This window comes from Vreelandella zhuhanensis (genome assembly GCF_009793355.1).
Classification (GTDB): domain Bacteria; phylum Pseudomonadota; class Gammaproteobacteria; order Pseudomonadales; family Halomonadaceae; genus Vreelandella; species Vreelandella zhuhanensis.
Map to the genome: position 1 here is coordinate 286435 of NZ_WTKP01000005.1, position 23148 is coordinate 309582.

Below are 23148 nucleotides of genomic sequence, written 5' to 3' on the forward strand. Positions count from 1 at the left end.
AGCCGTTACGGTTCAACTCGATTTAACACTGACAGATGACGCAAAGGAACTGGATGCTTCCTCCTCCCGGCCCTTCTCGAATTGTTTTCAGCATCGCCCTGAGCATGGCCCTGCTAGGTTTTCTTATCGCTGCCGGCTTGCTCTGGGTCGATCGCAATGCCCGTGTGGAAACCACCGAGACTTGGCTGGAACGCATCCAGGAAGACACCACCGCGGCCGCCGAGTCCCTCGATCAGAACCTGCACAATATGGCTGAGCTGGGCGATGAACTGGCCGCTGAACTAAGCAGCGGTGAACTCTCGGTCAAGGCAGTCGATGAACGCCTCGAAAACCTGGTTAAAGAGCACCCGCATGTATTCGGCGCCGGGGTGATGTTTCGCCCCTTCGCCTACGATCCAAATCAGCGCCTTTACTCGCGCTATCTGGTTAGGCGCGACGATGCCTATCGGATGCTCCAGATCGAAGATCTTTACGATTATAGCCAGCCCGAACATGAATGGTTTCAACAGGGTATTAAGCAATCCGGTTGGATCGAACCCTTCTACGGTGAAGCCAGTCAGGCCATGCTAGCGCTGTATTGCACGCCTTTCAGCCTTCCCCAACAGCAGCCAACCCGGGAAGATACCCCAAGCGACGGTACTGTGTGCATCGATTATTCGATCGAAGATGTGTGGAATCTGGTCAGCGCCCTGGATCTTGGCCAAACTGGCTATGCCATTGCCATGACCGACCAAGGCACACTAGTGGCGCATCCCCGCCGAGAGTATGTGCGCCAGGGGCAAAGCTTGTTCGACTTGGCCGAAACGCGGCAGGATTCAGACTTGCGCCGCCTGGCGGAGCAAGCCACCGCACAGCGAAGCGGTATGCTTACCCATTCCAATTCGTTGACCGGTCAATTTTCCTGGATCTTCTACGAGCCGATTCCAGCGACCAACTGGTCTCTGGCGGTGGTCGCCTTTCGCGATGAAATACCGCTGGATATCAGCGAGCATAAATATCGCCAAATCGGCACCACCATTTTTTTGGTCATCGGAGGGATCGGCCTGATGGGCTTGGCTGCCTCCTATCAGTTGAACTCCAAACCCACACTCTGGAGCGTAAGCGTTGGCATCACTCTGCTATTTTTGTTGGGCATCATCAATATCTGGAGAATCGAATTTTCCGAGGCCAATCGTGACCCACCGGAAGCCGTGATGCTGGTCGATTCCACCGGGGTTGAAAGCTATCTCAGCGACTATGACAAAGCGGCACAGCAACAACAATTCGCAACCCCGATCAAGATTCCCACTGGGGTATTCGTTCAGGCTATCAATTTCGATACCCCGCATGACCCGGTGGTCTCCGGGTTCGTCTGGCAGCGCTATCGCGTACCTGAACATGACGATCTATCGCGTGACATATTCTTTCCCGACGCCGTGCCTGACTACGATATCCGGGAAGAACTGTATCGCTTCCGTGAGGGCGATACAGAAGTGGTGGGCTGGTTTTTCAAGACCACCTTGCACCAGCCTTTTGATTATTCGGGATTTCCCATCGATGTCAAAACCGTACGCTTGCGCATCTGGCACCCGTCCATAGAACGCAACGTGATCCTGGTACCCGAGCTTGAAGCGTATCGCCTGATTCACCCCACCTCCCAACCCGGCATGGAAACCGACTTCCATCTGCCCGGTTGGGAAGTACAACGCAGCTTTTTTGCTTACCGTTTTCACGACTATCGCAGCGACTTCGGCATTCGCGGTAGCGCTATAAGCGGGTCATTTCCAGAGCTGACCTACAACGTCACCCTGCTGCGCAATATTACCGATGCCTTCGTTTCCAATCAGATTCCATTGTTTGTCGCTGCGTTCATGCTGTTCGCAATGCTGGTAATCGATACCCGAAAAAAAAGCCAAGCCTTGCTGCACGGTTTCACCACATCCACGGTACTGGGAACGGCAGCTGCCATCTTTTTCATCATACTGCTCGCCCATATCGATATCCGTCGCCGCTACGTCGCCGAACAAATCATGTACCTGGAATATTTCTACTTCATCACCTACTTCTCCATCCTCGCCATATCCTTCAATGCCTTCATGCTGACCGCCACCAGCCATAATCATTTCTTTCACTACCGCGACAATCTCATCCCCAAACTTTTGTTCTGGCCGCTACTCCATGGTGCCTTCTTCGTAGTCACTGTTTATGTCTTTCTGTGAAGAATCCATTCCATGCCTCAGCAAATCTTGATCCTGCAAGGATATTCAGGCGAGCAACCCAATGTTTTCTCATGGCGGTCGGTTGCCATATATCTGCTACCGTTAACATTTCGCCATCCATGCAGTGTGGAGTACAACGATGCTGGACCTGACACAAACGCCCATCACCTTGTTACTGCTTATCCTCAATATTGTAGTCAGCCTTTATGTACTGAGCCGTAAGCCAGCACTTATCGACCGCCTGGCTTTCAAGCCCGAACGCATACTCAAACAGGGGGAAGTCTATCGCCTGGTGACGGCTGGATTCGTGCACATCAATGGTATCCACCTCCTCGTCAACATGATCACCTTGTATTTTTTCGGACCGTGGATGGAGCTTACGCTGGGGACCCTAGGCTTCTTGGTGTTGTATTTCGGCGCCGAGCTTACCGCCCATGGGCTCTCGCTCATCATTCAGCGCAACAATCCGCGTTATGCAGCGGTAGGAGCCTCAGGCGCCATCGCTGGGGTGCTTTTTGCCTTCTGCCTCTACGAGCCTTTTCGCTTGCTCTTCCTTTTCTTTGTAATCCCCATCCCCGCCATTCTCTTCGCGATTGGTTTTGTGGCCATTTCAATCGTAGCGATGCAAAGACGAGAGGCGGACCAGGTCGGCGGCCTGGCCCATGAAGCTCACTTGGGTGGGGCACTTGGAGGTATCATTATTGTGCTTCTGCTGGACCCAAACGTGCTACCCCGGCTACTCGATCAGTTGGGTGGCTAGGTCTATATGGTCTTCAAATACGGTGCTAGCCATTGGCGCAGCTGCGGCCCCTGCATGGCACCGGGCTGACGGGCGACTTCCTGACCGTTACGAAACACTATCAAGGTGGGAATGCTGCGGATGCCGAAGCGGCCGGCCAATGCCTGTTCGGATTCGGTATCCAGCTTGGCAAAGCGCATGTGCGGCTCCAGTTCGCGAGCGGTCTCGGCGAAAATAGGCGCCATCATCTTGCACGGGCCGCACCAACTGGCCCAGAAATCCACTACCACCGGCAGCTCGCTACGCTCTACCAAGGCGGTGAAGTTGGCGCTGGTGAGTTCGACCGGTTCACCGGAGAAAAGCGCTCGTTTGCACTTGCCGCATTTGGGACCATCATTCAACCGAGCGCTGTTGACTCGGTTTATGGCACTGCAATAAGGACAACCAAGCGTAATGGAATCCGCCATGTAAAACTCCTTTATAGAATGGGTGGAAAATTCCAACCTTTATTGAAGAGTAGTCCACTTGATCGATACTCAAAGCTGTTCCACGATCAACCGAGCCGCCCGTTCCTTCAGGCGCACCCAACCACTGCGGCGTTTGAATTGCTCAGCACTCAAGGGTATCGCTCGCTTGCAATCGTCGTCGAAGTCAGCATCCAGCCGGGCGACAACATCCTTGCAAAACATCATGGCGCTGCATTCCTCGTCTTTACCCATAGAGCGTTGATTGACGTTCACCGAGCCGACACTGGAAAGAATCCCGTCGACGGTCACGATCTTGGCGTGCAACACCGTGGGCTGGAAGGCCCAGACCTTCACCCCGGCCTTGAGCAGCACTTCGATGCTGGGCTGTCCGGCGAGCTGTGACAAGCGGCTATCGTTGTGGGCTCCCGGCACCAGTACTTCCACCTCGACCCCACGCTTGACCGCGGTAATCATTGCATTGATCAGGACGCTATCCGGAACGAAATACGCCGTGACGATACGTAACCTTACCTGGCTGATCGAAACCAATGACCGCAGTATGGCAGCTGTTTCGGTCCAGCCGATGGTCGAGGATGCGCGCAAGAATTGAATGGGCACCCCATTTTCATACGCTTGAGCACGGTGATGGATCGGCCGCCATTGCCAGCCCCCTCTCTCGTTCCAATTATCGAGAAAGGCCGAATACAGCCCTATGACGGAAGGCCCGTACACCCTTATATGAGTTTCACGCCATTCATGTTCGTTGCGGGCGTCTCCTTCCCATTCGCTGGCGATACCCACACCACCGGTAAACCCCACCTTGCCGTCACAAATGAGTATCTTTCGATGGGTTCGTTTGTCTATATGCCAAAGGCGTAACAAATTGAACGGGCGAAACCAGCGAATCTCGACACCGGCCTCTTCCATCAGCGTCACAAGTTCTTGAGCCATCTTCTTGGCACCTATCGAATCCAACACCAATCGCACCACAACGCCTTCACGCGCTCGTTCTGCCAACGCATGGGCAAATTTTCTGGCAATGTCACCGGTCCAGTAAACGAATGTCACCATCTCGATGGATTCCCGAGCGGCACGAATGGCACCAAGCATGGCAGGAAAAATTTCCACTCCATTACGCAGTACGTCCACCCGATTACCTTCAGTGAAGGGCGTTCCTAATGCATATTCCAGCTCAAGACGATAATCCGGGCTGTTAGCAGACATATTATATTCGCCCTCGCGCTAGCTCTTTGAAAGGCCTATAGGTATCGCTTATTCTACGAAACCGTCTAGCTTGATGATATCGTCATTGCTATCTCATTAAATTAACCAACTACGCCAGGAAACATCATGTCCCAGAAGATCTACTGCACCGCGAGTTTCAAGCCCAAACCCGGCAAGGAAGATGCCGTCTTCAAGGCATTGCAAGCCCTGGAACCGAATGCTCACCGTGAAGATGCCTGCCTGCTTTACACCGTCACCCGCCATATCAGCAACCCTTTTGCCGAAGGCCAAAGCTACCCCATCGTGTTTCATGAGGTCTGGGCCAACCGGGCCGCCTTCGAAGCTCACTGCCAGCGCAATGAAATTCGTGAGTTCTTTGCCTCTCATCTTGAAGCCGAGGATGGCGATATAGAGGACGCCAATGTGTGCGTCTATACCGATGAACCGGTCAACTTTGACGCCCCGGACATATAAAGCCGCCAGCAGAGAAAACCATACTTCGCTGCTTGATTGGCTATCCAGTCGCCACTAAATAAGCCATTGTCTAAAAAGGCTTTTTAACAAATCATCCACTTCGACTTATTTATTGCACTGCAATACTGGTAGTTTTCTGGCAATGATCTACCTTCAGGTAAAGGAATTGGCAGGACAAGGATCTTACCTTGGATTGTTACCTACGCTGGAGGAGTGAAGTGAGCATGGATAGTAACGAAAAAACTACCGAGAATGTCGAGCAGGCAGCCGAGCTAGCCCGTGATCAATTCGCAAACGCCGTTGTTGAGCCGGCGCGTGCCTACGGCTCTCTCGCGCTGGAGTATTACCAGAAACTGTTCTCCACCCAGCTGAATGCAATCCGTGAATTTACCGACGCAAGCCTGGAACAGTCACGCTCCTGGCTTGAAGTGAAGGACAGCGATGGCTTCAGGAAAGTGATGGAAGACCAGCAGAAAGCGCTGCAGAACCTGAACGACCGCTTCAAGGCAGATGCTGAAGAAATAACGGCACTGAACCAGGAATACATGCAAAAGAGCATGAAGTTGATGGAAGACAACATGCAAAAAGGCCAGAAGCAGTTTGAGGAAAACATGCAGAAAGGCCAGCGCCAGCTCGAAGAAACTATGCAGCAAGGTCAAAAGCAGGTCGAAAAAAACATGCAAAAGGGCCAGAGCCAACAGCAAAAACAGTCTGAAGGCTCCAAGAAATCCAGTTCTTCTTCCAGCAGCTCGTAGTATTTAGGGAAACGCTGCACAAATCCCGCCGCAGCTGCCTGATGGGTATCGGCGGGGTATAATCTGACCTTCCTGCCACCGTCTGACAGAGCCACCCGATGAAGCAGATCACGTTTGCCCAGGCTGAGCACCAGAACAAGAAGAAGGTTACCCGCCGTGAGCGGTTCCTGGCCCAGATGAATGCTCTGGTGCCATGGCAACGCCTGATCGACGCATTGTCGCCGTCCTACTTTCCGAATTCGGCAGGCAAGCGGGGCCGGCCGCCAATCGGCCTGGAACGCATGCTGCGGATCTACTTCCTGCAACAGTGGTATGCCCTCGCCGACGAGGCGCTCGAAGATGCCATTTACGATAGCCAGGCCATGCGCGACTTCATCGGTATCGATCTCGCCATCGAGAGTGTGCCGGACGCCACCACGCTGCTGCGCTTCCGTCATCTGCTGGAGAAGCATGCCCTGACGCAGCGGATCTTCGAGGAGATCAATGCCAGCCTGACCGAACAGGGCCTGTTCATGCGCGAGGGCACCATTGTCGATGCCACCATCGTGGCGGCTGCCCCCTCCACCAAGAACAAGGCCAGGCAGCGCGACCCGGAGATGAAGCAAGCCAAGAAGGGCAATCAATGGCATTTCGGCATGAAGGCGCATATCGGCGTCGATGCCGTCACCGGGCTGACCCACAGTGTCGCTGCCACGTCGGCCAACGTCGCTGATGTGACCATGGCCAGTCATCTCGTTCGTGATGATGACAAGCGGATATACGGTGATGCCGGTTATACCGGCATGTGGAAGTATCTGGACGAAGAGAAGGATGCCCCGGCTTCTCGGTGCTGTGTCGCCGCCAAGCGCGGCGCCATCAAGAAGCTGGAAGACAGCCCCATGAAGACGCTGCTGCTGGCGTTCGAGAAGACCAAGGCCAGCATCCGCGCCAAGGTCGAGCATCCGTTTCATGTCATCAAGAATCTCTTCGGCTACCGGAAGGTGCGCTACAAGGGGCTGGCCAAGAACCACGCCCAGTTGTTTACCCTCTTCGCCCTCGGCAATCTGGTACTGGCAGGACGATGCCAGGGATGCGTCAATGGGAGCAGTACGTCTTGAATATGGCCTGACAGCCGGATAACCCGGCTGTCGGGTAAAATAGACTACCTGAGGTGGTCAGATATGGATCGCTGAAGCGATGATCGGGCCATTTTGGCTCTTCAACTACCCAGAACAGCATTGTTCAGCGGTTCCTTAGTAGTCCATAATATTTGCAGTACCGTTATCGCCGTGAGTTACGGGTCACCTTCCCTTGGGAGGTGACCCGTTTTCGCTGTACTCTATTTAGTACTCTATCTACCAGCCAGACTGGAAAAACCAGGGGCAGTGTTCCGTACTTCCCCGTTCGTTGGCATAAGGGAAGCGATATGACGCACACACCCCGTGATTCACAGAATGGCGGTGAAAGCCTTGATCTGTTGGCGGCTCAGTTCGATGCCGCCCTAAATCGACTGCTTCAGGCCCGTCAAATTGACCCGCTCTTCCCAACTGACGAGATCATCGAGTCGGCGAAGAAGCTGTTAGCGATGCCTGGTGGGCACGAAACTCTCTATGTTCGGGTACCAGCGATTGAATCCGCGGGTTTCTTTACCGGCACCGATTGGGGAAAACCGCAAATATTACAGGCAGCATTGGCTGTCCGCTCGTTGCGCCATGGTGACTCGGCGATCACTATCACCGAAATCCTGAGCGAAATTCGATTACTCGCGGTTGCCAAGGGAGATTATTTTCATTCAGGTATTTCCGCAGAGCATGCCTGGAATTTTCTGACCCAAGTCATGGCACTGAACCTGGATTTACTGTCGGGACAAATGAGTGAAGCCGACCGTGAACGCTCCCAAGGGCTTGGCACCCTCGTTCATGTGCACTATCAATATCTGCTCAACCAACTGGGTTACGAGAGCGTCCTCGAAAGTCTGGTTGATGAAGTCTACCGGCTGCTTGCCCAGCGGCCGGTTCAGACAAACAGTATCAAACAAATGATCAGCCAGATCGCGCTTTGCCTTTTCGACCCTGCCATCGAGACTGCGAGCATGGTAAGCGCAGCGCGCTTGGTTAGCGCCCTATTCGGCCCGACCCGCGGTTGTCGTGAAGATCCCGGCCTGGAAGTCTACGCTCAACGCCTATCGTCAATGGATGATATCACCCTGGCTGAAGAGGCCGCAGGCTTCGCTTTTGCGATGCACGATACCGGCTTGGTTTCGCCCTACCACCCCCTGCTCATTCGTCACTTGCGCGGCTCCCGTGATCACCTGATCCCTACCGCTTTGGGGCTCAGCATGACGGGCATCGATGCGCTGCAGTGTTACAGCCAGTTGGTCCATACCCTGATCGACGAGGCCGTTTTTCCGGAAACCAGTCAGGCAACCTACGGCTTGGCCATGATGCTCGAGCGCGGCGTACTTTTCACGCCGCCTATCGCAGCGGCGCTATGGCGACAAATTGCCCTGCCGCTATCCGCTGAAACCTCGCAAAAACTGAGCACTGTCTTCGGTCAGGCCCACCCTTCGCGTGTAACGTTACTGGCGGGTGTGCTGAGTTTGTTGGGTCTGCCCCTAGGCGTCGGCCAGGGCAACAACCCTACCTGCCAGTCAGTGATAGGCCTTTCCATGTGGGCCTTTAATGATGCGGATTATCTCTTGCAGCTTGTGGCCTGGGCGGCACGTGATGACGAAGTACTCACCCGCTTCGAAGGTCAACGCATATCTTCCAGAGGACTGGAAGCGGGACTTGCCAAAGCGCCACCCTGCGATGTGGACCCTGTCTCATTGATCTTGATACCGCACCTTGATCGCATCTATATAGAGATGGGCCGCTTATGCGGCAAGCGTGACGATGACCTGCATCGCTGGATCAACCCCGAATTTTACGGCTGGTGGGTAGGCCATGGCTTTCGTGTGGTAGTCAATGTAAACACCGGGGAGCTTGACGACTACGAAGGCTTTCTTCGCCAGTTCTTTGCCTACTACCACCCTTTTTACAATGGCAACCTGCCGTTGATCCATCCACAGCCTGCAGGCATTGCCGTCACCGACAGCGATGCACGCCTGGTGGGTCGCCATGCAATTACCATTCTTCGAGTGGCTCTCGACCCCAACAACCAGATGCGGGTATATTTTTTCAACCCCAACAATGACAGCGGTCAAAACTGGGGGCAGGGAATTATCTGTGCCACCCAGGGCACTGGCGAGCTTCATGGCGAAGCCTCCCTGCCCATCGTCGAGTTTGCTTCCCGGCTCTATGTGTTTCACTACGACCCGCTGGAGCTCGGTGATACCCAGGCGATTCCCACTGAAGAAATAACCCGAGCCATGGTGTTACAAAAAGCTAGCTGGGGTTCCCAACCGTGAGGGGTAGGCTTATAAAAGCTCAAGGCGTTTCTGGTCATGCACGCCGGACATGCGCACCAACGCCAAAGCTTCTTCCAGAGAATCCACTTCTTCGATAAGTAGCTGTTCGCTTTCCACGCTTACCGGCCGCCCGGCCTTTTCCGAAAGCAGGCGGTCCAATGTGGCGATATCGATACTGTTATCGAGCTTCAACGCATCGATCGAGGCACTTTGGGAATTGGGCAGGTAAATAGTGCCGTTGGAAAAATCCACCGCATAGGCAATGACTCCCGGCACGATGAAGAACAGCAGGCCGATACCATTGGCGACCGCTACCACCGGATCGATATCCCCCGTCAACTGGCCCTTGCGTTCGGGGTAAAGCAGCGTGCCACAGCCCGCTAGTGTCGTTATCATTATTGCTATGGACATAGCGCTCAACCAGCGACGAAGTGATTGCTGCATCGACATTTCCTTGTGAAATTCATATTGCCCGACATGCCACTATAGCCTTAAGTATTACTGGCATGTATCACTGGCAAACCGGTGCCTGAAAAGCATTGCAGTTTAGCATAACCCTTTCCCGGGATAAGCGAGGTTTTACCGCACGCTTTGCCGCGCTCATGGCTTGGCCGTACAATGCTCACCATGCTTTAGAGCTCTTATTGACGAGACCAAGGAATCCTCACCCTCATGCGCGCTAGCCAATTACTGATTGCCACCCTGAAGGAAACGCCTGCCGACGCCGAAGTCATCAGCCACCAGCTGATGTTGCGTGCCGGCATGATTCGCCGCTTGACCTCCGGCCTGTACACCTGGCTGCCCGTGGGCCTGCGTACGCTGCGCAAGGTGGAAAACATCGTGCGCGAAGAAATGAACCGCGCCGGTGCTCAGGAAGTGCTTATGCCGGCGGTACAACCCGCCGAATTATGGCAGGAGTCCGGTCGTTGGGAACAATACGGCCCCGAGCTTTTGCGCATGAAGGATCGCCACGACCGTGATTATTGCGTCGGCCCGACGCATGAAGAAGTGATTACCGACCTGGTACGCAAGGAAATCGCCAGCTATAAGCAACTGCCGATCAATTTTTATCAGATTCAGACCAAGTTTCGTGACGAGATTCGCCCGCGTTTCGGAGTAATGCGCTCGCGCGAGTTCATCATGAAGGATGCCTATTCCTTTCACCTGGATGAAGCCTCGCTCAAAGATACTTATCAAGGAATGTACGATGCCTACACACGCATCTTCACTCGCCTGGGCCTGGATTTTCGTCCGGTAATCGCCGATAACGGCGCTATTGGCGGCACCGGCTCGCATGAATTTCATGTACTTGCCGAGTCCGGTGAAGACGATATCGTGTTTTCCAATGCATCCGACTATGCCGCCAATATCGAAAAGGCCGAAGCCCTACCCGCCCCGTTGGGAGAAACGCCCGAACGCCCGGCACCTTCGGAGGAACTGCGCCTGGTCGATACCCCCAATGCCAAGACCATCGCCACCTTGGTGGAGCAGTTCAAGCTGCCCATCGAAAAGACAATCAAGACATTGATAGTCAAGGCGGAACAAGGCGGCTTGATTGTGCTACTGGTACGCGGAGACCACGAACTCAACGAAGTGAAGGCCGAAAACCTGCCGCAAGTGGCCGTACCCTTGACCATGGCCACGGAAGAGGAAATTCGTGCAGCTGTGGGTGCCGGTCCCGGCTCACTCGGCCCGGTAAACCTCGATTTACCGATCATCGCTGACCGTAGCGTCGTTCTGATGAGTGACTTCGGCGCAGGTGCCAACATCGACCACAAGCACTATTTCGGCATCAACTGGGAGCGCGACGTCGCCCTGCCCCAAGTCGCCGACTTGCGCAAAGTGGCCGAAGGCGACCCTTCGCCAGACGGCCAGGGCACGCTCTTGATCAAGCGCGGTATCGAAGTCGGCCATGTCTTCCAGTTGGGGCAGAAATACAGTGAAGCCTTGGGTGCCAGTGTGCTGGGTGACAACGGCAAGACCAGCCATCCCTGGATGGGCTGTTACGGCATTGGCGTAACACGCGTGGTCGCCGCTGCCATCGAACAAAATCACGATGATGCCGGCATCATCTGGCCTAATGCGATTGCCCCCTTCCATGTCGCCCTGGTACCGATGAACGCGCATAAATCCCAGCGCGTGCGCGAAGAAAGCGAGCGCCTTTACCAACTGCTCACCCAGGCCGGGTTGGATGTATTGCTGGATGATCGCGATACACGCCCCGGCGTCAAGTTTGCCGACCTGGAATTGATGGGGGTTCCCCACCGTTTGGTGATTGGCGATCGCAGCCTGGATAAAGGCGAACTGGAATACAAGGGGCGACGTGACAGCGAAGCCACCATGGTCCCGGCGGAACAGATCGTCGACTTCCTGCTCGAAAAAGCCCAGGCATAGCGAGCCTTTCGGCTATAAGGATGCTTGAAAAGCCTTTCGCATGCTGAACAGAATATCGTCTTTGCAGCAATGTTTTCGAGAGACAACCCAGGCTCTCTGAAACCTTTACTCATACCGAGATTTAAGCATGCGCTTTCGTTCGCGCCTTTTGATGATGTTACTTGCCGTCGTGGTGATCTCCCAGGTGGTTACCGGCGGCGCCTTCCTGCGGATCATTTATCAAGATGCGCTGGCCGAGGGCTCGCATAACCTGGAGGTCGGGACGCACCTGCTCAAGCAAGTACTGGACGCACAAGGTAGTCAATTACGCAACAGCGTGACAATCCTGACCGACGATGTCGGCTTCAAGAGCGCTATGGCCACTCAGGATATCGCTACCTTGAATTCAGTACTGGCCAACCATGGCGACCGGGCCGGGGCTGACATGGTCATTTTCGCCAACCTTGAAGGCGAATTGCTGGCCAGCAGTCACCATGTCGAAGGTAGCTCGATGGCGTTTCCTGAGTTGTTCGAGCAGGCTCAACGTGACGGCGACGCCGTTAGTGTCGTCATCGAAAACGGACAGCCATTTGAATTCGTTCTGTTACCCGTGCGTGCTCCCAAACTGATCGGTTGGGTTGGAATGGGGCTCTTGATTGATGCCGAACTAGCCGAGGAAGTACATGCCTTAACCGGTCTTGAAATCAGCTTTATCCACCAGGATGCCAGCGGCAACCCCACTTATTTCGTTAGCTCTCATGAAAATATGCAGGCGGCAAATATGCCCCGCCGCATACAGGAAGTGACTCAAGGGGCTTATCTGCGACGCAGTACGCTTACGCCCGATAATATGTATGTGACGCGAGCGATGACCCTGTTACGCAACGATGGTCACCATACCTACGCCCTGCTACAAATCTCTCGTGACGATCTACTCAGTGCCTATCACGATCTCCAGTGGCAGCTTCTAGGTATCATCGCACTTATCCTGTTATTAACAGTGGCGCTTGCAATCTGGAGCGCCAGAAGTATAAGCCGCCCCTTGATGATGCTGGCAGAAGCAGCACGCTGCATCGGCCGCGGTGAACGGCTCAATAGCATTCCGGTGTCCTCCCAAGGCGAAACCGGGATCCTGGCGCAAACACTACTATCAATGCAAGACGATATCGCGCTTCGTGAACAAGTCTTATTGCATCAATCGCGCCATGACCTCTTGACGGACCTTCCCAACCGCAGCTGCGCCCAGGAAGCGATTACCCAGCTTATCGCAGCAGACCAGCCTTTTACGCTCATCCGCTTGGCCATCGACGATTTCCGCCGCATAAACGATACCTTCGGCTATGCCTTGGGTGATCGCGTATTACTCACCCTGGCCCAGCGCCTGGCCGCTTTACCCGCGCCTGCTCGTCAAGCATACCGCTTGGCAGGTGATGAATTTCTGCTGATCGTTGAGTGTGAAGCGAGCGACCCTAACTGGCTGGATAGCCTGTTTGATGCCTTATCACAATCCATAGATCTCCATGAATCCCCCATAAGGCCCTCATTAACCGCCGGTGAGGTCAACTTTCCTCGACATGGCATCGACCCTCACTTGCTTTTGAGGCGTGCTGACATTGCCTTGGGCATGGCTCGTCGCCAACACCGTCGCCACCAAACCTATCAAGAAGGCCAAGATGAGCAGCACTTGCGACAATTGACGCTGATTCGTGACCTTCAAGAGGCGGTGAGCGGACAGCAACTATGGATAGCCTATCAGCCCAAGGTGGATGTACGCAGTGGCGAGGTCATCCAATTCGAAGCCCTGATGCGCTGGCAACATCCCACTCTCGGCTTCGTTCCTCCCGATGAATTCATCAGCCTGGCCGAACGCTCCGGTAACATTCGCATTCTCAGTCGCTGGATGATCGATACCGTTTGCGCACAGCTGCACGAGTGGCAACGACAAGGCCATCATGTGTCTGCCGCGATCAACCTTTCCGCCGCGGACGTGATGGATATCGACTTGCCTGAACGGCTGCTAGGGACGCTGAATCATTACGGTTTGGAGCCTCGCCAATTGGGGCTGGAGGTGACTGAAAGCGCAGTGATGCAGGATGCTGATCTCGCTATACAGTCATTGGAGCAATTGAGCCAGGCAGGAATGCTTATTGCAGTGGACGACTTCGGTACCGGATATTCCTCTCTGGCCCAGCTCAAGCGCCTTCCGGTACATGAACTCAAAATCGATAAGTCTTTTATGCTTCACCTGAATACCCTGGAAGATGACCTCACCATTGTGCGCTCCACCATTGAGCTTGGGCACAATTTAGGCCTTCGCCTGGTGGCTGAAGGTGTGAAGAATCAGGCCAATGCTATCCTGCTCGGCCAACTTGGTTGTGACTACCTGCAAGGCTACTGGATCGCAAGACCTATGCCCGCCTACCAGGTAATCGCTTGGCTCAATGATTTCCAACCTTTGGAACTGCCTTTTCCGAAGCCACTCCACACCCATTAAGAATACTCGAATAGTGTTTTTCTTTTATCCAGCTACCTTATCAATAGTACTGCGCTTGATGTTTTATCCCAAAATTTATCGGGAGAGATCGTGTTGTTTCCGAGTACCCTGCTTGTCATATCAGCCGCTTTCCAATGGGGCCTGGCCGGAGGACTTGCCAGCCTGCTTATGTCCCGGGGTTGGTCGCCTGAGGTAATTTCCTTCTGGCGCGTCCTGGTTGGGCTAGGATGCATGGCGATTTGGCTGGCCGTCATCCGCATACAAGGGCAGCGCTTCTCCTTTAACCGCAGGTTGGTATTTTGGTCACTGGTCGCAGGGTTGGGGGTCGCAGGTAACTTCACTTTCTATTTCATCAGTATCAGCGAGGGAAGCGTGGCGGTGGCCGTAACGCTGATGTATAGCGCGCCGGTCTTCGTTTACCTGGTCTCCTTTATTGCCGGAGTGGAGCGCCCCACACCGGTGAAGCTAGTCACCATCGCGCTAGTGATGGGGGGCATTGTCCTGCTGACCGGCATCTACCGTACAGAGGCGGACGCGATCACGACGCTGGGCATCGTCAGTGGCCTGCTTGCAGGGGTTTCCTACGCCCTGTTCATCTTCGGGTTCAAGTACGCTGGCAAGTATGGGCCTGCGCCGAGCGTACTGGTGATCGCTTTCGTCACCGGTACGCTGGTACTGCTGCCGCTGATCGACCGCGGACAGGCCATGACCGTGACAATATCCGCCGATGTGGCCTGGTTCATCCTGCTTGGCCTGCTGGGCGCTGGCTTGTCGTTTTACTGCTATATCGTCGGACTCCGGCACACACTACCGACCACAGCCTCGATCGTCGCCATGGTGGAGCCGGTTACCGCTGCTCTCTTCGGCCTGCTCTTGCTGAGTGAGGCGTTAAATTTGTCACAGATGGCGGGCATGGCGCTGATTCTGGGTGCCGTCACCAGCTTGAGTATTCTGCAAAGCCGCCCTTCGCTCAGCGGCGCACCATGAAGGCACAAAAAAAAGCCGACCCCAAAAAGGGTCGGCGAGTGGGGGAATTTCCCCCTGGGGGAAAATCCCCCTCCCCTGACGACTTAAAGCAGCTGGCTAGTGCTTTTTCTGGCGATGATGATCGCGAACGATAAAGCCTACCCAACCTGCCATGAATACGATCATCAACCCGACGGTTACCAGTCCAAAAATTACTGCATCATCCCAATACATGGTAATGCCCTCCCGCCGCGATGTGTTGAACACATGGTAGCCGCAACACGGCGGGCAAAATCTGACTTGCATCAAGTTTAGGAAATACGCTGACAGCAGCGAACAGGAAGTTGATATAAGTCAGTTTTTGGGCCCTTACGAAGGCCAAGGCGCTCTCTGTCTTGACCCCTTGCTTGACTTGCTGCGGGACTCTCACTTGCTTTGAGCTGGCTACAGCACTTTGCGGTCTTCCACCTTGGCGTGGTCGGTACCCGGGGGTAGTGGATGGCCCTTGGCAAGTTCGGCTCGGGTAGCTTCGCGCACCTCAAGAATCTTGATTTGATACCGCAAGGTATGCCCAGCTAACGGATGGTTGGTGTCGACCAGCACATGGTCTCCCACCACTTCGAGTACAGTGACGATCTGCGGACCGGCTTCGCCTTCGGTCTGAAAGCACATGCCCGGCTCAAGCTCTTCAGCTGTGAAAGCATTACGGCTCACTTCCTGCACCAGGTCTTCATTACGGATGCCATAGGCCTGCGCCGGCATCAAGGTAACGCTGAGTTCGGCCCCGGCCTGCTGACCTTCGAGCGCTTGCTCCAGGCCGGGCAATACGTTGTCATGGCCATGCAGGTACTCAAGAGGGGTCTCTCGTGCCTGTGAATCATCCAGCACCTGACCACTTTCATCTGTGAGCACGTAATGTAGCGTCGCCACTTGGTGGGCAGTAATCGACATATAAAACTCCTCTCCGGTAAGCTATCGGCGTCATTCACTGGTATCGGCTCAGTCTAACACCTGCCCTTTGTCATCGTCTTTGTTCAACCGCAAGGAGCCCTTGCCCTATGCTCATCCCCAACGCTCAGCGCAGCTGGCGCGCTGCCTTGATGATTTATCTGCAGGCGCCGGTCATCACCATGCTGTTTCTGGGGTTTTCCGCAGGACTGCCTTTCCTGCTGGTTTTTTCCACTCTTTCCGCCTGGCTGCGCAGTGACGGCGTGGAGGTCGCCGCCATCGGATTTTTCGCCTGGATCGGGATGCTCTATTCGATCAAATTTTTCTGGGCGCCGGTGGTGGATCGCCTGGCCTTGCCGGTACTGACGCGTGCTTTCGGCCAACGGCGTGGCTGGATGCTGCTGGCACAAGCCATGATCGCTGCAGGCTTGATTGGGCTGGCCGGGCTTGAGCCCTTAGGCAACTTGGGGTGGGTGGCGGCATTTTCCCTTCTGGTCGCCTTCGGCTCCGCCACGCAGGATATCGCCATCGATGCCTTTCGTATCGAATCCGCCCCGGACGATGTCCAGGCAGCCATGGCATCGACCTATATCATCGGTTATCGCGGCGGGTTACTTGCCGCAGGCGCAGGCGCCCTCTACGTGGCATCGCTGGCCTCATGGGATGCCGCTTACATGACCATGGCTGCCTTGGTCGGGGTCGGGGTCGTGACGGTACTGCTACGCCCGGAACCGGCACGCACCTCACTGAGTATCCAACTGATTCATGAACCCAAGGTACGCGCCTTCATTCGCGCCAGCCGAGGCAAGCCCAAGGCATTGCGGCGCCTGGGCGCCTGGGTAATCGGCGCCATTGTTTGTCCGTTCACCGACTTCTTTCGCCGTTACGGCGTCAAGGCGCTGGGGATTCTGGTGTTTATCGCCATGTTTCGTATCAGCGACTTGGCCATGGCCTCGATGGCCAACCCCCTGTATATCGATCTGGGATTCTCGCTTGCCACGATTGCCAACATCACCAATATCTTCGGCATCGCCATGAGTATCGGGGGAGGTGTTTTGGGAGGGTTGCTGGTGGTGCGTTACGGTATCGGGCCGATCCTGGTATTCGGTGCTGCTGCCGCGACCCTGACCAACCTGCTATTTGCAGCGCTTGCCCTGGCCGGTGAAAGCCTGCCGTTTCTGGTGATGGCGATCATCGGCGACAACCTGGCCAACGGTATGGCCAGCGCGGTGTTCATTGCGTTTCTTTCGTGTCTGACCTCGCGGGCCTATACCGCCACCCAATATGCGCTCTTTTCCTCACTGATGACGCTGCCCGGCAAGTTTCTCAGCGGTTTCGGTGGGCTGGTCGTCACCGCCCAGGGCTATGCCACCTTCTTTGTCGTGGCCACTTTGCTGGGGTTACCGGCAATTGCCCTGGCTATCTGGATCAGCCGGGACCGTAAGCTGGTTCCCAAGCCGGTGCTTTCCGGCAGCTGAGCGAATTACTTGCGGTGCGCTTGCAGCCATTCAAGGGCACCGGGAGTGGTGCGCCATTGGTCACGCATCAAGGTACGGTATTGCCAGGCTTCAGCGCGAGTACCGGGGTCCACCTGCCCATCTGAAGCAGGCAAAACCGGGCGCGGGGCTTCTGCGCAGAGCATGTCCACTGCATGGCGATTATAGGCCACCACTTGGCTGAGTACTTGCTCAGCCTCTTCAAGCCGGTCAAGACGATATAGCGCCAGCGTCCGACCCAACAGCAAGCCCAGTAGCATGGAACTCTCTTCATCTCCCTGCTCGGACAAGCTCAGGGCTTCCTCATTGCGGTTATCGCGCAACAGCTGATCCAGCACCAGCTCCCGCAATCCCAGGCTGTCTTCCTGGTCGATGGCAAGGAGTTCCTCGGCCAGTTCACGGGAATGATCCCGTGCACCACGCTCCATCCCCACCACCAACGCCAAGCCGGTGCGCAACAATAGGGCATTATCGGCATCGTCCCAGCACAGGCTACCTTCCCCTTCCGCCCGCGCCTGTTGCAACCAACGCGACAGACGACGGGCCAAGGGTTCCAGCAAGCTCGGTGCCATCCACGGCAAGCTACCGAAGCGGCTGGTCAGTGCCAAGGTCACGTCCTGAACCACCTGAGGCGCATCCAGCCATTCCGGATGCGCGCAGAGTTCGGGCATCCATTCCTCGGCCGTCGCCCAGGGGTCTCCACGAAACCCCAGGGCGACATCTTCATCAACCATGACCTGGAAATGCTCATACCAGGCGGCATACAGTGTCGCTTCACGGGCGCTGACATGGTAGGTGATACGCTGGGCATCGTGGTCATAGCGCAGGTCCAGGCGCGGTGCCGTGGGTAGCGCATTCAGCAGCGATTGAAGCGCCACCAACGGTGTCGCCAGGTCTTCTTCGGCACTCAGCAGTTGGTCGGCCAAGGTGGCGCCGGGGTTTTCCGCCAGGGCGGCGAGAAAATCCAACTGATCGGGGTCCAGTTCACCCTGACGGGCCAGGCGCCGATACCAGAACCTGGAGCGTTCCTTGGCCTCTTCTTCGTGGCCTTCATGCAGCAGCAGCATGGCTTCGACATAGGCCAGCGTCGGGGAGTCAGGCAAAGCCTGCTGCGCCTTGACGAAGGCGGCGCGGGCACTGTCCAAGTCATCGTTATCCAGGTGCATCAAGCACAGACGCTCAAGTGCCACCCCGCGTAGAAACAATGGACCATGGGCCATGATGTTATCCAGCAGGTCGGCGCGCTTGCGCGTGAAGCCACGCTCCTGATAGAGGTCGAGCAGAATTTCAAAGGCAGGTTCGGCTTGTTCCGGCAAGTGCGACCAGTCGCCACCGCCAAACAGAGATTCGAGAACCTGAATGGCGCGTCCACTCTGGCCGCTTTCGGCGGCGATCAACCCGGCTTCGAGCAATGCCTGAGCCGGTGCCTTGCGGCTGGCCAGTGCCGCCTTGAGCACAGGGCCTTTCCATTCGCGTAGCGAAAGCATCCACATCAATTGATCGGGAAGATCGGTAGGTAATTCCACCGCCCGGCAACAATGTTTGTACTTGCGCCCGGAATCGCACCAGCACGGCTCGTTGGGGCCGGGTGTGGCCAATGGCTCACAATCGAAATCGAGACGTTCAAGCGGGGTTTGCGACCATAGCATCGGCGCCAACGCCTGAGCAGTAGCGATGTCGCCTTGAAAATAGTCCGCGCCTTCGGCACGTACCCACGTCATGAAATCAGGATAACGTTCCTGTTGTCTGATTGCCGTGAGCGCCCCGGAAGCAAATCCCAGCAGTTGATCCACCCATACCGCCAGCATTGCCATCTCCATTGCCATGAAAAGCGCCATAGTTTAGCACGCCCATTCAAACAGTGCTTTAACCACGCGCTCGGGCGAGCAAGGGGCCGGTACGCTCGGCCATGTTCAGACGCGCTTTCAAGCGAACCAAGTTCCAGTAATGCCCATTTAGCGCACGCGAAAGCAACAAGGTATCCGCCGGCGGCTGCAGCCGATCCATCGCCGCCCATACCTTGGGGCTGAGTTCACGCAGGCGACGGTGCACACGCACATCGCTGAAATCCTGTTCGCCGGGGGCAAACAGCGGAGCAATGCACTCGGCGGATTCTTTATACAGCGAAAGCGGTGCGCCATGCCCCTGGCGTCCGCCCATCTTGAGCATCGCCTGATCCATGGCCATCGGGTCTTGCGCCAGGGTGGCGTCGAGAAGCTGCAACATGCCATCAAGGCTCGCTTTGGGCACGTCGATCACCGCTCCCAGGTCATAAATCACCAGCCTGCCCTGCTCATCGGCGGCAAAATTTCCCGCATGAGGGTCGGCATGCAGCTCCCCGTGCGTGAACAGTTCTGCCGTGATCCAGTCGGCAAGCGCGGTGGCGATCTTCTGGCGGCGTTCATCATCAGCGTCTTCCAGCTCACGCAAGGGGGTTCCCTCTACATAACGCATGGCCAATACATGCGGGCCGCAAAGTGCCGGCAAGGGCTCGGGAATCACCAGGTTTTCCACGTCGCGATAACGCTCCCGGTAACGCGCCAGGGCCTCGGCTTCGGCCAGGTAATCCAGCTCTTCGCGCAGGCTTGCAGCAAGCTCCTCGAACAATGCATCCAGGCGCGACTGCGGCACCTTGAACCAGCGCCCCAGGCGCATCAGCCGACGCACCTGAAACAGATCCGTTTCCAGCACCTCGGCAAGCCCCGGGTACTGTACCTTGAGCACCAGGGTCTCGCCGTCATGCGTGATGGCGCGATGCACCTGCCCCATGGACGCACTGGCAAAGGGGCGCTCTTCGATGTCACGAAACACCGTATCCAGGTCGCCGTACTGGAGCACCAGGGCTTCACGGATGCGCGGCCAAGGCATCGGCTCGGCTTGGCGCTGCAAACGCGCCAGTTCATCGGCCAGGTCCGGCGGCAGGATGTCATCCCACTGCGAAACGACCTGGGCCAGCTTCATCGCTGGACCCTTGAGCTCGGAAAGTCCTTCGAACAGCGCCTCACCCAGCGCCCGCCAATCGGCCTGGCCACCTAAACGGGTTTTTATCAGGGCACCGCCGGTGCGTGCTCCCAACCCCATCAATCGACGTGTTCTGCCTTTTTCACGCATGATCTCGACCTCAACCTAAAAGTGATACAAATACTATACACCTAGTTAAGCCAGGTATCGCCTATCACTTATGCCGGCATCAAGCCGATCTGATAAAATATCCAGCATTCCATTCGTTTGCCAGCCTGCCAGCCGGGAGTCCTATGCGCCTGATCATTGCCGAAAAACCCAGCTTGGCGCGTGCCATTGCTGACGCCTTGCCGGGGGGCTCGCGCCGGGAAGAAGGCGCCATTGTGTGTGGGGAAAGCGTGGTCACCTGGTGCCTGGGGCACTTGCTGGAACAGGCCTCTCCAGAGGTCTACGATGCCGCCGACAAGCAATGGCGCCTCGACCGCCTGCCTATCGTCCCCCAGCGCTGGAAGTTGACCCCGCGCGCCAAGGCCCGCGGGCAGCTGGCGATAGTTCGCCGTCTACTCAAGCAAGCCGCGGACGTTGTACACGCCGGCGATCCTGATCGTGAAGGACAACTGCTAGTCCAGGAAGTCATCGAGCACTGCGGTTATAAAGGCCCGGTCAAACGCTTGTTGATCAACGACCTGAACCGCCCGGCCGTGGTTCGCGCCTTGAGCCGCTTGCAGGATAATGCCGACTATCAGCCGCTCTTTCAGGCGGCCCAGGCACGCTCCCGTGCCGACTGGCTGTATGGCATCAACCTGTCCCGCGCCTGGACGCTCACCGGGCGTCAAGCCGGCCACGATGGGGTACTCTCGGTTGGCCGGGTACAAACCCCGGTGCTGGGGTTGATCGTACGCCGCGACAATAGCATTCGAGACTTCGTGCCCCATCTTTTCTACCCGCTATGGGTGGAGCTTGCCGTGAAAAGCGGCCAACTTCGAGCCTGGTGGGTGCCGGGTGAATCCCAGCCGTTGGACGACCAGGGGCGTTTGATCGACCGCAGCCCGGCGGATCAACTGGCCGCACGATTGCCCGGCGCTGAGGGAGTCTTGAAACAGCTCGAGCAGCAAGAGAAACGCCAGGCACCGCCGCTGCCTTATTCGCTTTCCGCCCTTCAAGTGGATGCCGCCCGGCGTTATGGCGTGTCCGCCCAGGCGGTACTCGACAGCTGCCAACGGCTCTACGAACAGCACAAACTGATTACCTATCCGCGCTCGGATTGCCGTTATCTGCCCGAAGAACATCTCGCCCAGGCCCAGCGTAGCCTTGGCGGCGCCTGCGCCAGCGACAACACACTTGGCGAATGGCTGGCGGGGGCGGATTTTTCGCTACGCTCGAAAGCCTGGAACGACAAGAAAGTCAGCGCTCACCACGCCCTGGCCCCCAGTGGCAAGGCCCCCGACTTCAGCACCCTTTCAGCCACCGATGCCAACGTCTTTCGCCTGATTACGCGCAATATGCTGGCGCAGTTCTATCGCCCCTTGCGCACCTTCGAGGTCAAGGCGCAGTTCATGGTGCTGGATGAAACGTTCAAAGCGCGCGGACAAAGCGTGCTCGACCCCGGCTGGAAGCCGCTGTTCACCACCCGCGACGAGACCCCGCCGCTCCCCAGCCTGCATGAAGGCGAAACCTGCAAAGCCTTGGATGCCGGGGTGGAAGAACGCGAAACGCGACCCCCCGAGCCCTTCACCGATGCCAGCCTGATCAATGCCATGATGAATATCGGCCGTTATGTGCAGGACCCCGCCGTCAGGCGCACTCTGAAGGAATCCGACGGCCTGGGCACCGAAGCTACGCGCGCCGGAATCCTCGAAACCCTGGTGATGCGGGGTTATCTGGTGCGCCAGGGCAAGGCACTGCGGGCCACGCAACTGGGCAGCGCCTTGATCGCCGCCCTGCCCAGCGCCGTGAGCACGCCGGAACGTACCGCACTTTGGGAACAGCGCCTGAGGGCGATTTCCGAACGCCAAGACGACGCAGATGCCTTTCAGCACGCGCTTTTGGATGACCTGCGCGCCCTGCTCAGCCAGAGTGATGCCGGCAAGCTAAAGCAAAGCTTGCGGACGGCACAGGGCGAAGCCGCCACCCCGGCAAAGCGCGCGGGAAAGCCAAGCACTGGTAAGCCAAGAAAGAGCTATGCAAAACGAAAAAGTAGTGGTGGAAAAAGGAAAACTACCGCGAGGACATGAGGGGGACTTGGGTGCTGTAGAGACTGGGGTGACTGATGCCCAAAGTGCCTAGCCTCGACCCAAGGTCGAGCGCCTTCTGCGGTGAGCACAAGAGACCTTCCTTGAACCCTCCGACGATTCATTCAAAGAATAGAATCGCGGATTCCCATCACTCTCACGCGCTTTGTTGCCAGAGCGTGGAGAGCGTGACCGGGGTTCGCGGTGTGCGAGTCGGCGTTTGCGAGCTCACACGGGCGGTAGCCTTGCGGCCACGCCCTTGGTAAACAACATGGCCCCGGGCGGCGATGTTATAAGCGGCATTAAGGTCCGCGTGGTAGCGCTTGCCGGTGTTAAACGTACACTGACTATAATCGTCCTTATCGCGTTTCACCGGCCCTGACCCGTCGAACGCTTGGCTGGACGTACCACGGGCATAGACCGCCACGAAGCGC

Annotated in this window: 18 protein-coding genes and 1 pseudogene; 11 read left to right on the plus strand and 8 right to left on the minus strand. The window is 56.5% G+C overall.

Annotation, left to right across the window (positions count from 1 at the left end; genetic code table 11):
• The first annotated feature begins 53 nt into the window (after positions 1–53).
• Positions 54–2198, plus strand: a complete 2145-nt coding sequence (locus GPM19_RS09275) for a PDC sensor domain-containing protein (RefSeq protein ID WP_160418749.1) — start codon at positions 54–56, stop codon at positions 2196–2198.
• Positions 2199–2337: 139 nt separating this feature from the next.
• A complete protein-coding gene (locus GPM19_RS09280) occupies positions 2338–2958 on the plus strand; it encodes a rhomboid family intramembrane serine protease (RefSeq protein WP_160418750.1) in 621 nt (206 codons plus the stop codon).
• Positions 2959–2960: 2 nt separating this feature from the next.
• Here GPM19_RS09280 and trxC read toward each other — a convergent pair whose 3' ends face one another.
• Positions 2961–3404, minus strand: coding sequence for a thioredoxin TrxC (gene trxC, locus GPM19_RS09285; RefSeq protein ID WP_160418751.1), 444 nt, complete (start codon positions 3402–3404; stop codon positions 2961–2963).
• A gap of 69 nt (positions 3405–3473) precedes the next feature.
• Positions 3474–4628, minus strand: a complete 1155-nt coding sequence (locus tag GPM19_RS09290) for a phospholipase D-like domain-containing protein (protein WP_160418752.1) — start codon at positions 4626–4628, stop codon at positions 3474–3476.
• 126 nt (positions 4629–4754) lie between these two features.
• Between GPM19_RS09290 and GPM19_RS09295 the strand changes: the two genes are divergently transcribed.
• The 4 genes from GPM19_RS09295 to GPM19_RS09310 all read left to right on the plus strand — a co-directional run bounded on the left by GPM19_RS09295 (position 4755) and on the right by GPM19_RS09310 (position 9245).
• Positions 4755–5102 (plus strand): putative quinol monooxygenase, encoded by a 348-nt coding sequence (locus GPM19_RS09295; RefSeq protein WP_160418753.1) that lies wholly within the window; start codon positions 4755–4757, stop codon positions 5100–5102.
• A 224-nt stretch (positions 5103–5326) separates the two neighbouring features.
• Positions 5327–5857 (plus strand): phasin family protein, encoded by a 531-nt coding sequence (locus GPM19_RS09300; RefSeq protein WP_160418754.1) that lies wholly within the window; start codon positions 5327–5329, stop codon positions 5855–5857.
• A 98-nt stretch (positions 5858–5955) separates the two neighbouring features.
• Complete coding sequence (locus GPM19_RS09305) at positions 5956–6954, plus strand: IS5 family transposase (RefSeq protein ID WP_160418755.1); 999 nt, start codon at positions 5956–5958, stop codon at positions 6952–6954.
• A gap of 308 nt (positions 6955–7262) precedes the next feature.
• A complete protein-coding gene (locus GPM19_RS09310; protein WP_160418756.1) occupies positions 7263–9245 on the plus strand; it encodes a hypothetical protein in 1983 nt (660 codons plus the stop codon).
• A gap of 9 nt (positions 9246–9254) precedes the next feature.
• Here the strand turns inward: GPM19_RS09310 and GPM19_RS09315 are convergent, their stop codons facing one another.
• Entirely contained in the window at positions 9255–9689 is a 435-nt protein-coding gene (locus GPM19_RS09315) for a hypothetical protein (RefSeq protein ID WP_160418757.1), read from the minus strand.
• A gap of 228 nt (positions 9690–9917) precedes the next feature.
• On the opposite strand from GPM19_RS09315, the gene GPM19_RS09320 reads away from it, so the two are divergent.
• From GPM19_RS09320 to GPM19_RS09330, 3 genes are all read left to right on the plus strand, one after another.
• On the plus strand, positions 9918–11639 hold the full coding sequence (locus GPM19_RS09320; RefSeq protein ID WP_160418758.1) for a proline--tRNA ligase: 1722 nt from the start codon (positions 9918–9920) through the stop codon (positions 11637–11639).
• A 127-nt stretch (positions 11640–11766) separates the two neighbouring features.
• The gene (locus tag GPM19_RS09325) at positions 11767–14112 is read left to right on the plus strand and encodes a putative bifunctional diguanylate cyclase/phosphodiesterase (RefSeq protein ID WP_160418759.1); all 2346 of its coding nucleotides are present in this window, start codon (positions 11767–11769) and stop codon (positions 14110–14112) included.
• 90 nt (positions 14113–14202) lie between these two features.
• On the plus strand, positions 14203–15099 hold the full coding sequence (locus GPM19_RS09330) for a DMT family transporter (protein ID WP_319928107.1): 897 nt from the start codon (positions 14203–14205) through the stop codon (positions 15097–15099).
• A 96-nt stretch (positions 15100–15195) separates the two neighbouring features.
• Here GPM19_RS09330 and ccoM read toward each other — a convergent pair whose 3' ends face one another.
• Together ccoM and GPM19_RS09335 are read right to left on the minus strand one after the other, a co-directional pair.
• Positions 15196–15312 (minus strand): cytochrome c oxidase subunit CcoM, encoded by a 117-nt coding sequence (gene ccoM, locus GPM19_RS15600; protein WP_319928108.1) that lies wholly within the window; start codon positions 15310–15312, stop codon positions 15196–15198.
• A gap of 210 nt (positions 15313–15522) precedes the next feature.
• A complete protein-coding gene (locus GPM19_RS09335; protein ID WP_160418760.1) occupies positions 15523–16029 on the minus strand; it encodes an FKBP-type peptidyl-prolyl cis-trans isomerase in 507 nt (168 codons plus the stop codon).
• A 107-nt stretch (positions 16030–16136) separates the two neighbouring features.
• Between GPM19_RS09335 and GPM19_RS09340 the strand changes: the two genes are divergently transcribed.
• Entirely contained in the window at positions 16137–17504 is a 1368-nt protein-coding gene (locus tag GPM19_RS09340; protein ID WP_160418761.1) for an AmpG family muropeptide MFS transporter, read from the plus strand.
• 5 nt (positions 17505–17509) lie between these two features.
• Here the strand turns inward: GPM19_RS09340 and GPM19_RS09345 are convergent, their stop codons facing one another.
• Positions 17510–19330 carry an SEC-C domain-containing protein gene (locus GPM19_RS09345; RefSeq protein ID WP_160418789.1) on the minus strand — a complete coding sequence of 607 codons (1821 nt, stop codon included), beginning with the start codon at positions 19328–19330 and terminating at the stop codon, positions 17510–17512.
• Positions 19331–19388: 58 nt separating this feature from the next.
• Positions 19389–20633 (minus strand): ABC1 kinase family protein, encoded by a 1245-nt coding sequence (locus GPM19_RS09350; RefSeq protein ID WP_160418762.1) that lies wholly within the window; start codon positions 20631–20633, stop codon positions 19389–19391.
• Between the two features lie 143 nt (positions 20634–20776).
• On the opposite strand from GPM19_RS09350, the gene GPM19_RS09355 reads away from it, so the two are divergent.
• Positions 20777–22717, plus strand: a complete 1941-nt coding sequence (locus tag GPM19_RS09355; protein WP_160418763.1) for a DNA topoisomerase III — start codon at positions 20777–20779, stop codon at positions 22715–22717.
• A 154-nt stretch (positions 22718–22871) separates the two neighbouring features.
• On the opposite strand, the pseudogene GPM19_RS09360 reads toward GPM19_RS09355, so the two are convergent.
• Positions 22872–23148, minus strand: a pseudogene (locus tag GPM19_RS09360) (IS200/IS605 family accessory protein TnpB-related protein); the annotation flags it as partial.

Bases quoted from the DNA above. Each gene is read 5' to 3' on its own strand.
- GPM19_RS09310 (WP_160418756.1), top strand. From the start codon at position 7,263: ATGACGCACACACCCCGTGATTCACAGAATGGCGGTGAAAGCCTTGAT.
- GPM19_RS09350 (WP_160418762.1), bottom strand. From the start codon at position 20,633: ATGCGTGAAAAAGGCAGAACACGTCGATTGATGGGGTTGGGAGCACGC.
- trxC (WP_160418751.1), bottom strand. From the start codon at position 3,404: ATGGCGGATTCCATTACGCTTGGTTGTCCTTATTGCAGTGCCATAAAC.
- GPM19_RS09305 (WP_160418755.1), top strand. From the start codon at position 5,956: ATGAAGCAGATCACGTTTGCCCAGGCTGAGCACCAGAACAAGAAGAAG.
- GPM19_RS09320 (WP_160418758.1), top strand. From the start codon at position 9,918: ATGCGCGCTAGCCAATTACTGATTGCCACCCTGAAGGAAACGCCTGCC.
- GPM19_RS09345 (WP_160418789.1), bottom strand. From the start codon at position 19,330: ATGCTGGCGGTATGGGTGGATCAACTGCTGGGATTTGCTTCCGGGGCG.
- GPM19_RS09335 (WP_160418760.1), bottom strand. From the start codon at position 16,029: ATGTCGATTACTGCCCACCAAGTGGCGACGCTACATTACGTGCTCACA.
- GPM19_RS09325 (WP_160418759.1), top strand. From the start codon at position 11,767: ATGCGCTTTCGTTCGCGCCTTTTGATGATGTTACTTGCCGTCGTGGTG.
- GPM19_RS09315 (WP_160418757.1), bottom strand. From the start codon at position 9,689: ATGCAGCAATCACTTCGTCGCTGGTTGAGCGCTATGTCCATAGCAATA.
- GPM19_RS09290 (WP_160418752.1), bottom strand. From the start codon at position 4,628: ATGTCTGCTAACAGCCCGGATTATCGTCTTGAGCTGGAATATGCATTA.
- GPM19_RS09355 (WP_160418763.1), top strand. From the start codon at position 20,777: ATGCGCCTGATCATTGCCGAAAAACCCAGCTTGGCGCGTGCCATTGCT.
- GPM19_RS09275 (WP_160418749.1), top strand. From the start codon at position 54: ATGCTTCCTCCTCCCGGCCCTTCTCGAATTGTTTTCAGCATCGCCCTG.
- GPM19_RS09295 (WP_160418753.1), top strand. From the start codon at position 4,755: ATGTCCCAGAAGATCTACTGCACCGCGAGTTTCAAGCCCAAACCCGGC.
- ccoM (WP_319928108.1), bottom strand. From the start codon at position 15,312: ATGTATTGGGATGATGCAGTAATTTTTGGACTGGTAACCGTCGGGTTG.
- GPM19_RS09340 (WP_160418761.1), top strand. From the start codon at position 16,137: ATGCTCATCCCCAACGCTCAGCGCAGCTGGCGCGCTGCCTTGATGATT.
- GPM19_RS09280 (WP_160418750.1), top strand. From the start codon at position 2,338: ATGCTGGACCTGACACAAACGCCCATCACCTTGTTACTGCTTATCCTC.
- GPM19_RS09300 (WP_160418754.1), top strand. From the start codon at position 5,327: ATGGATAGTAACGAAAAAACTACCGAGAATGTCGAGCAGGCAGCCGAG.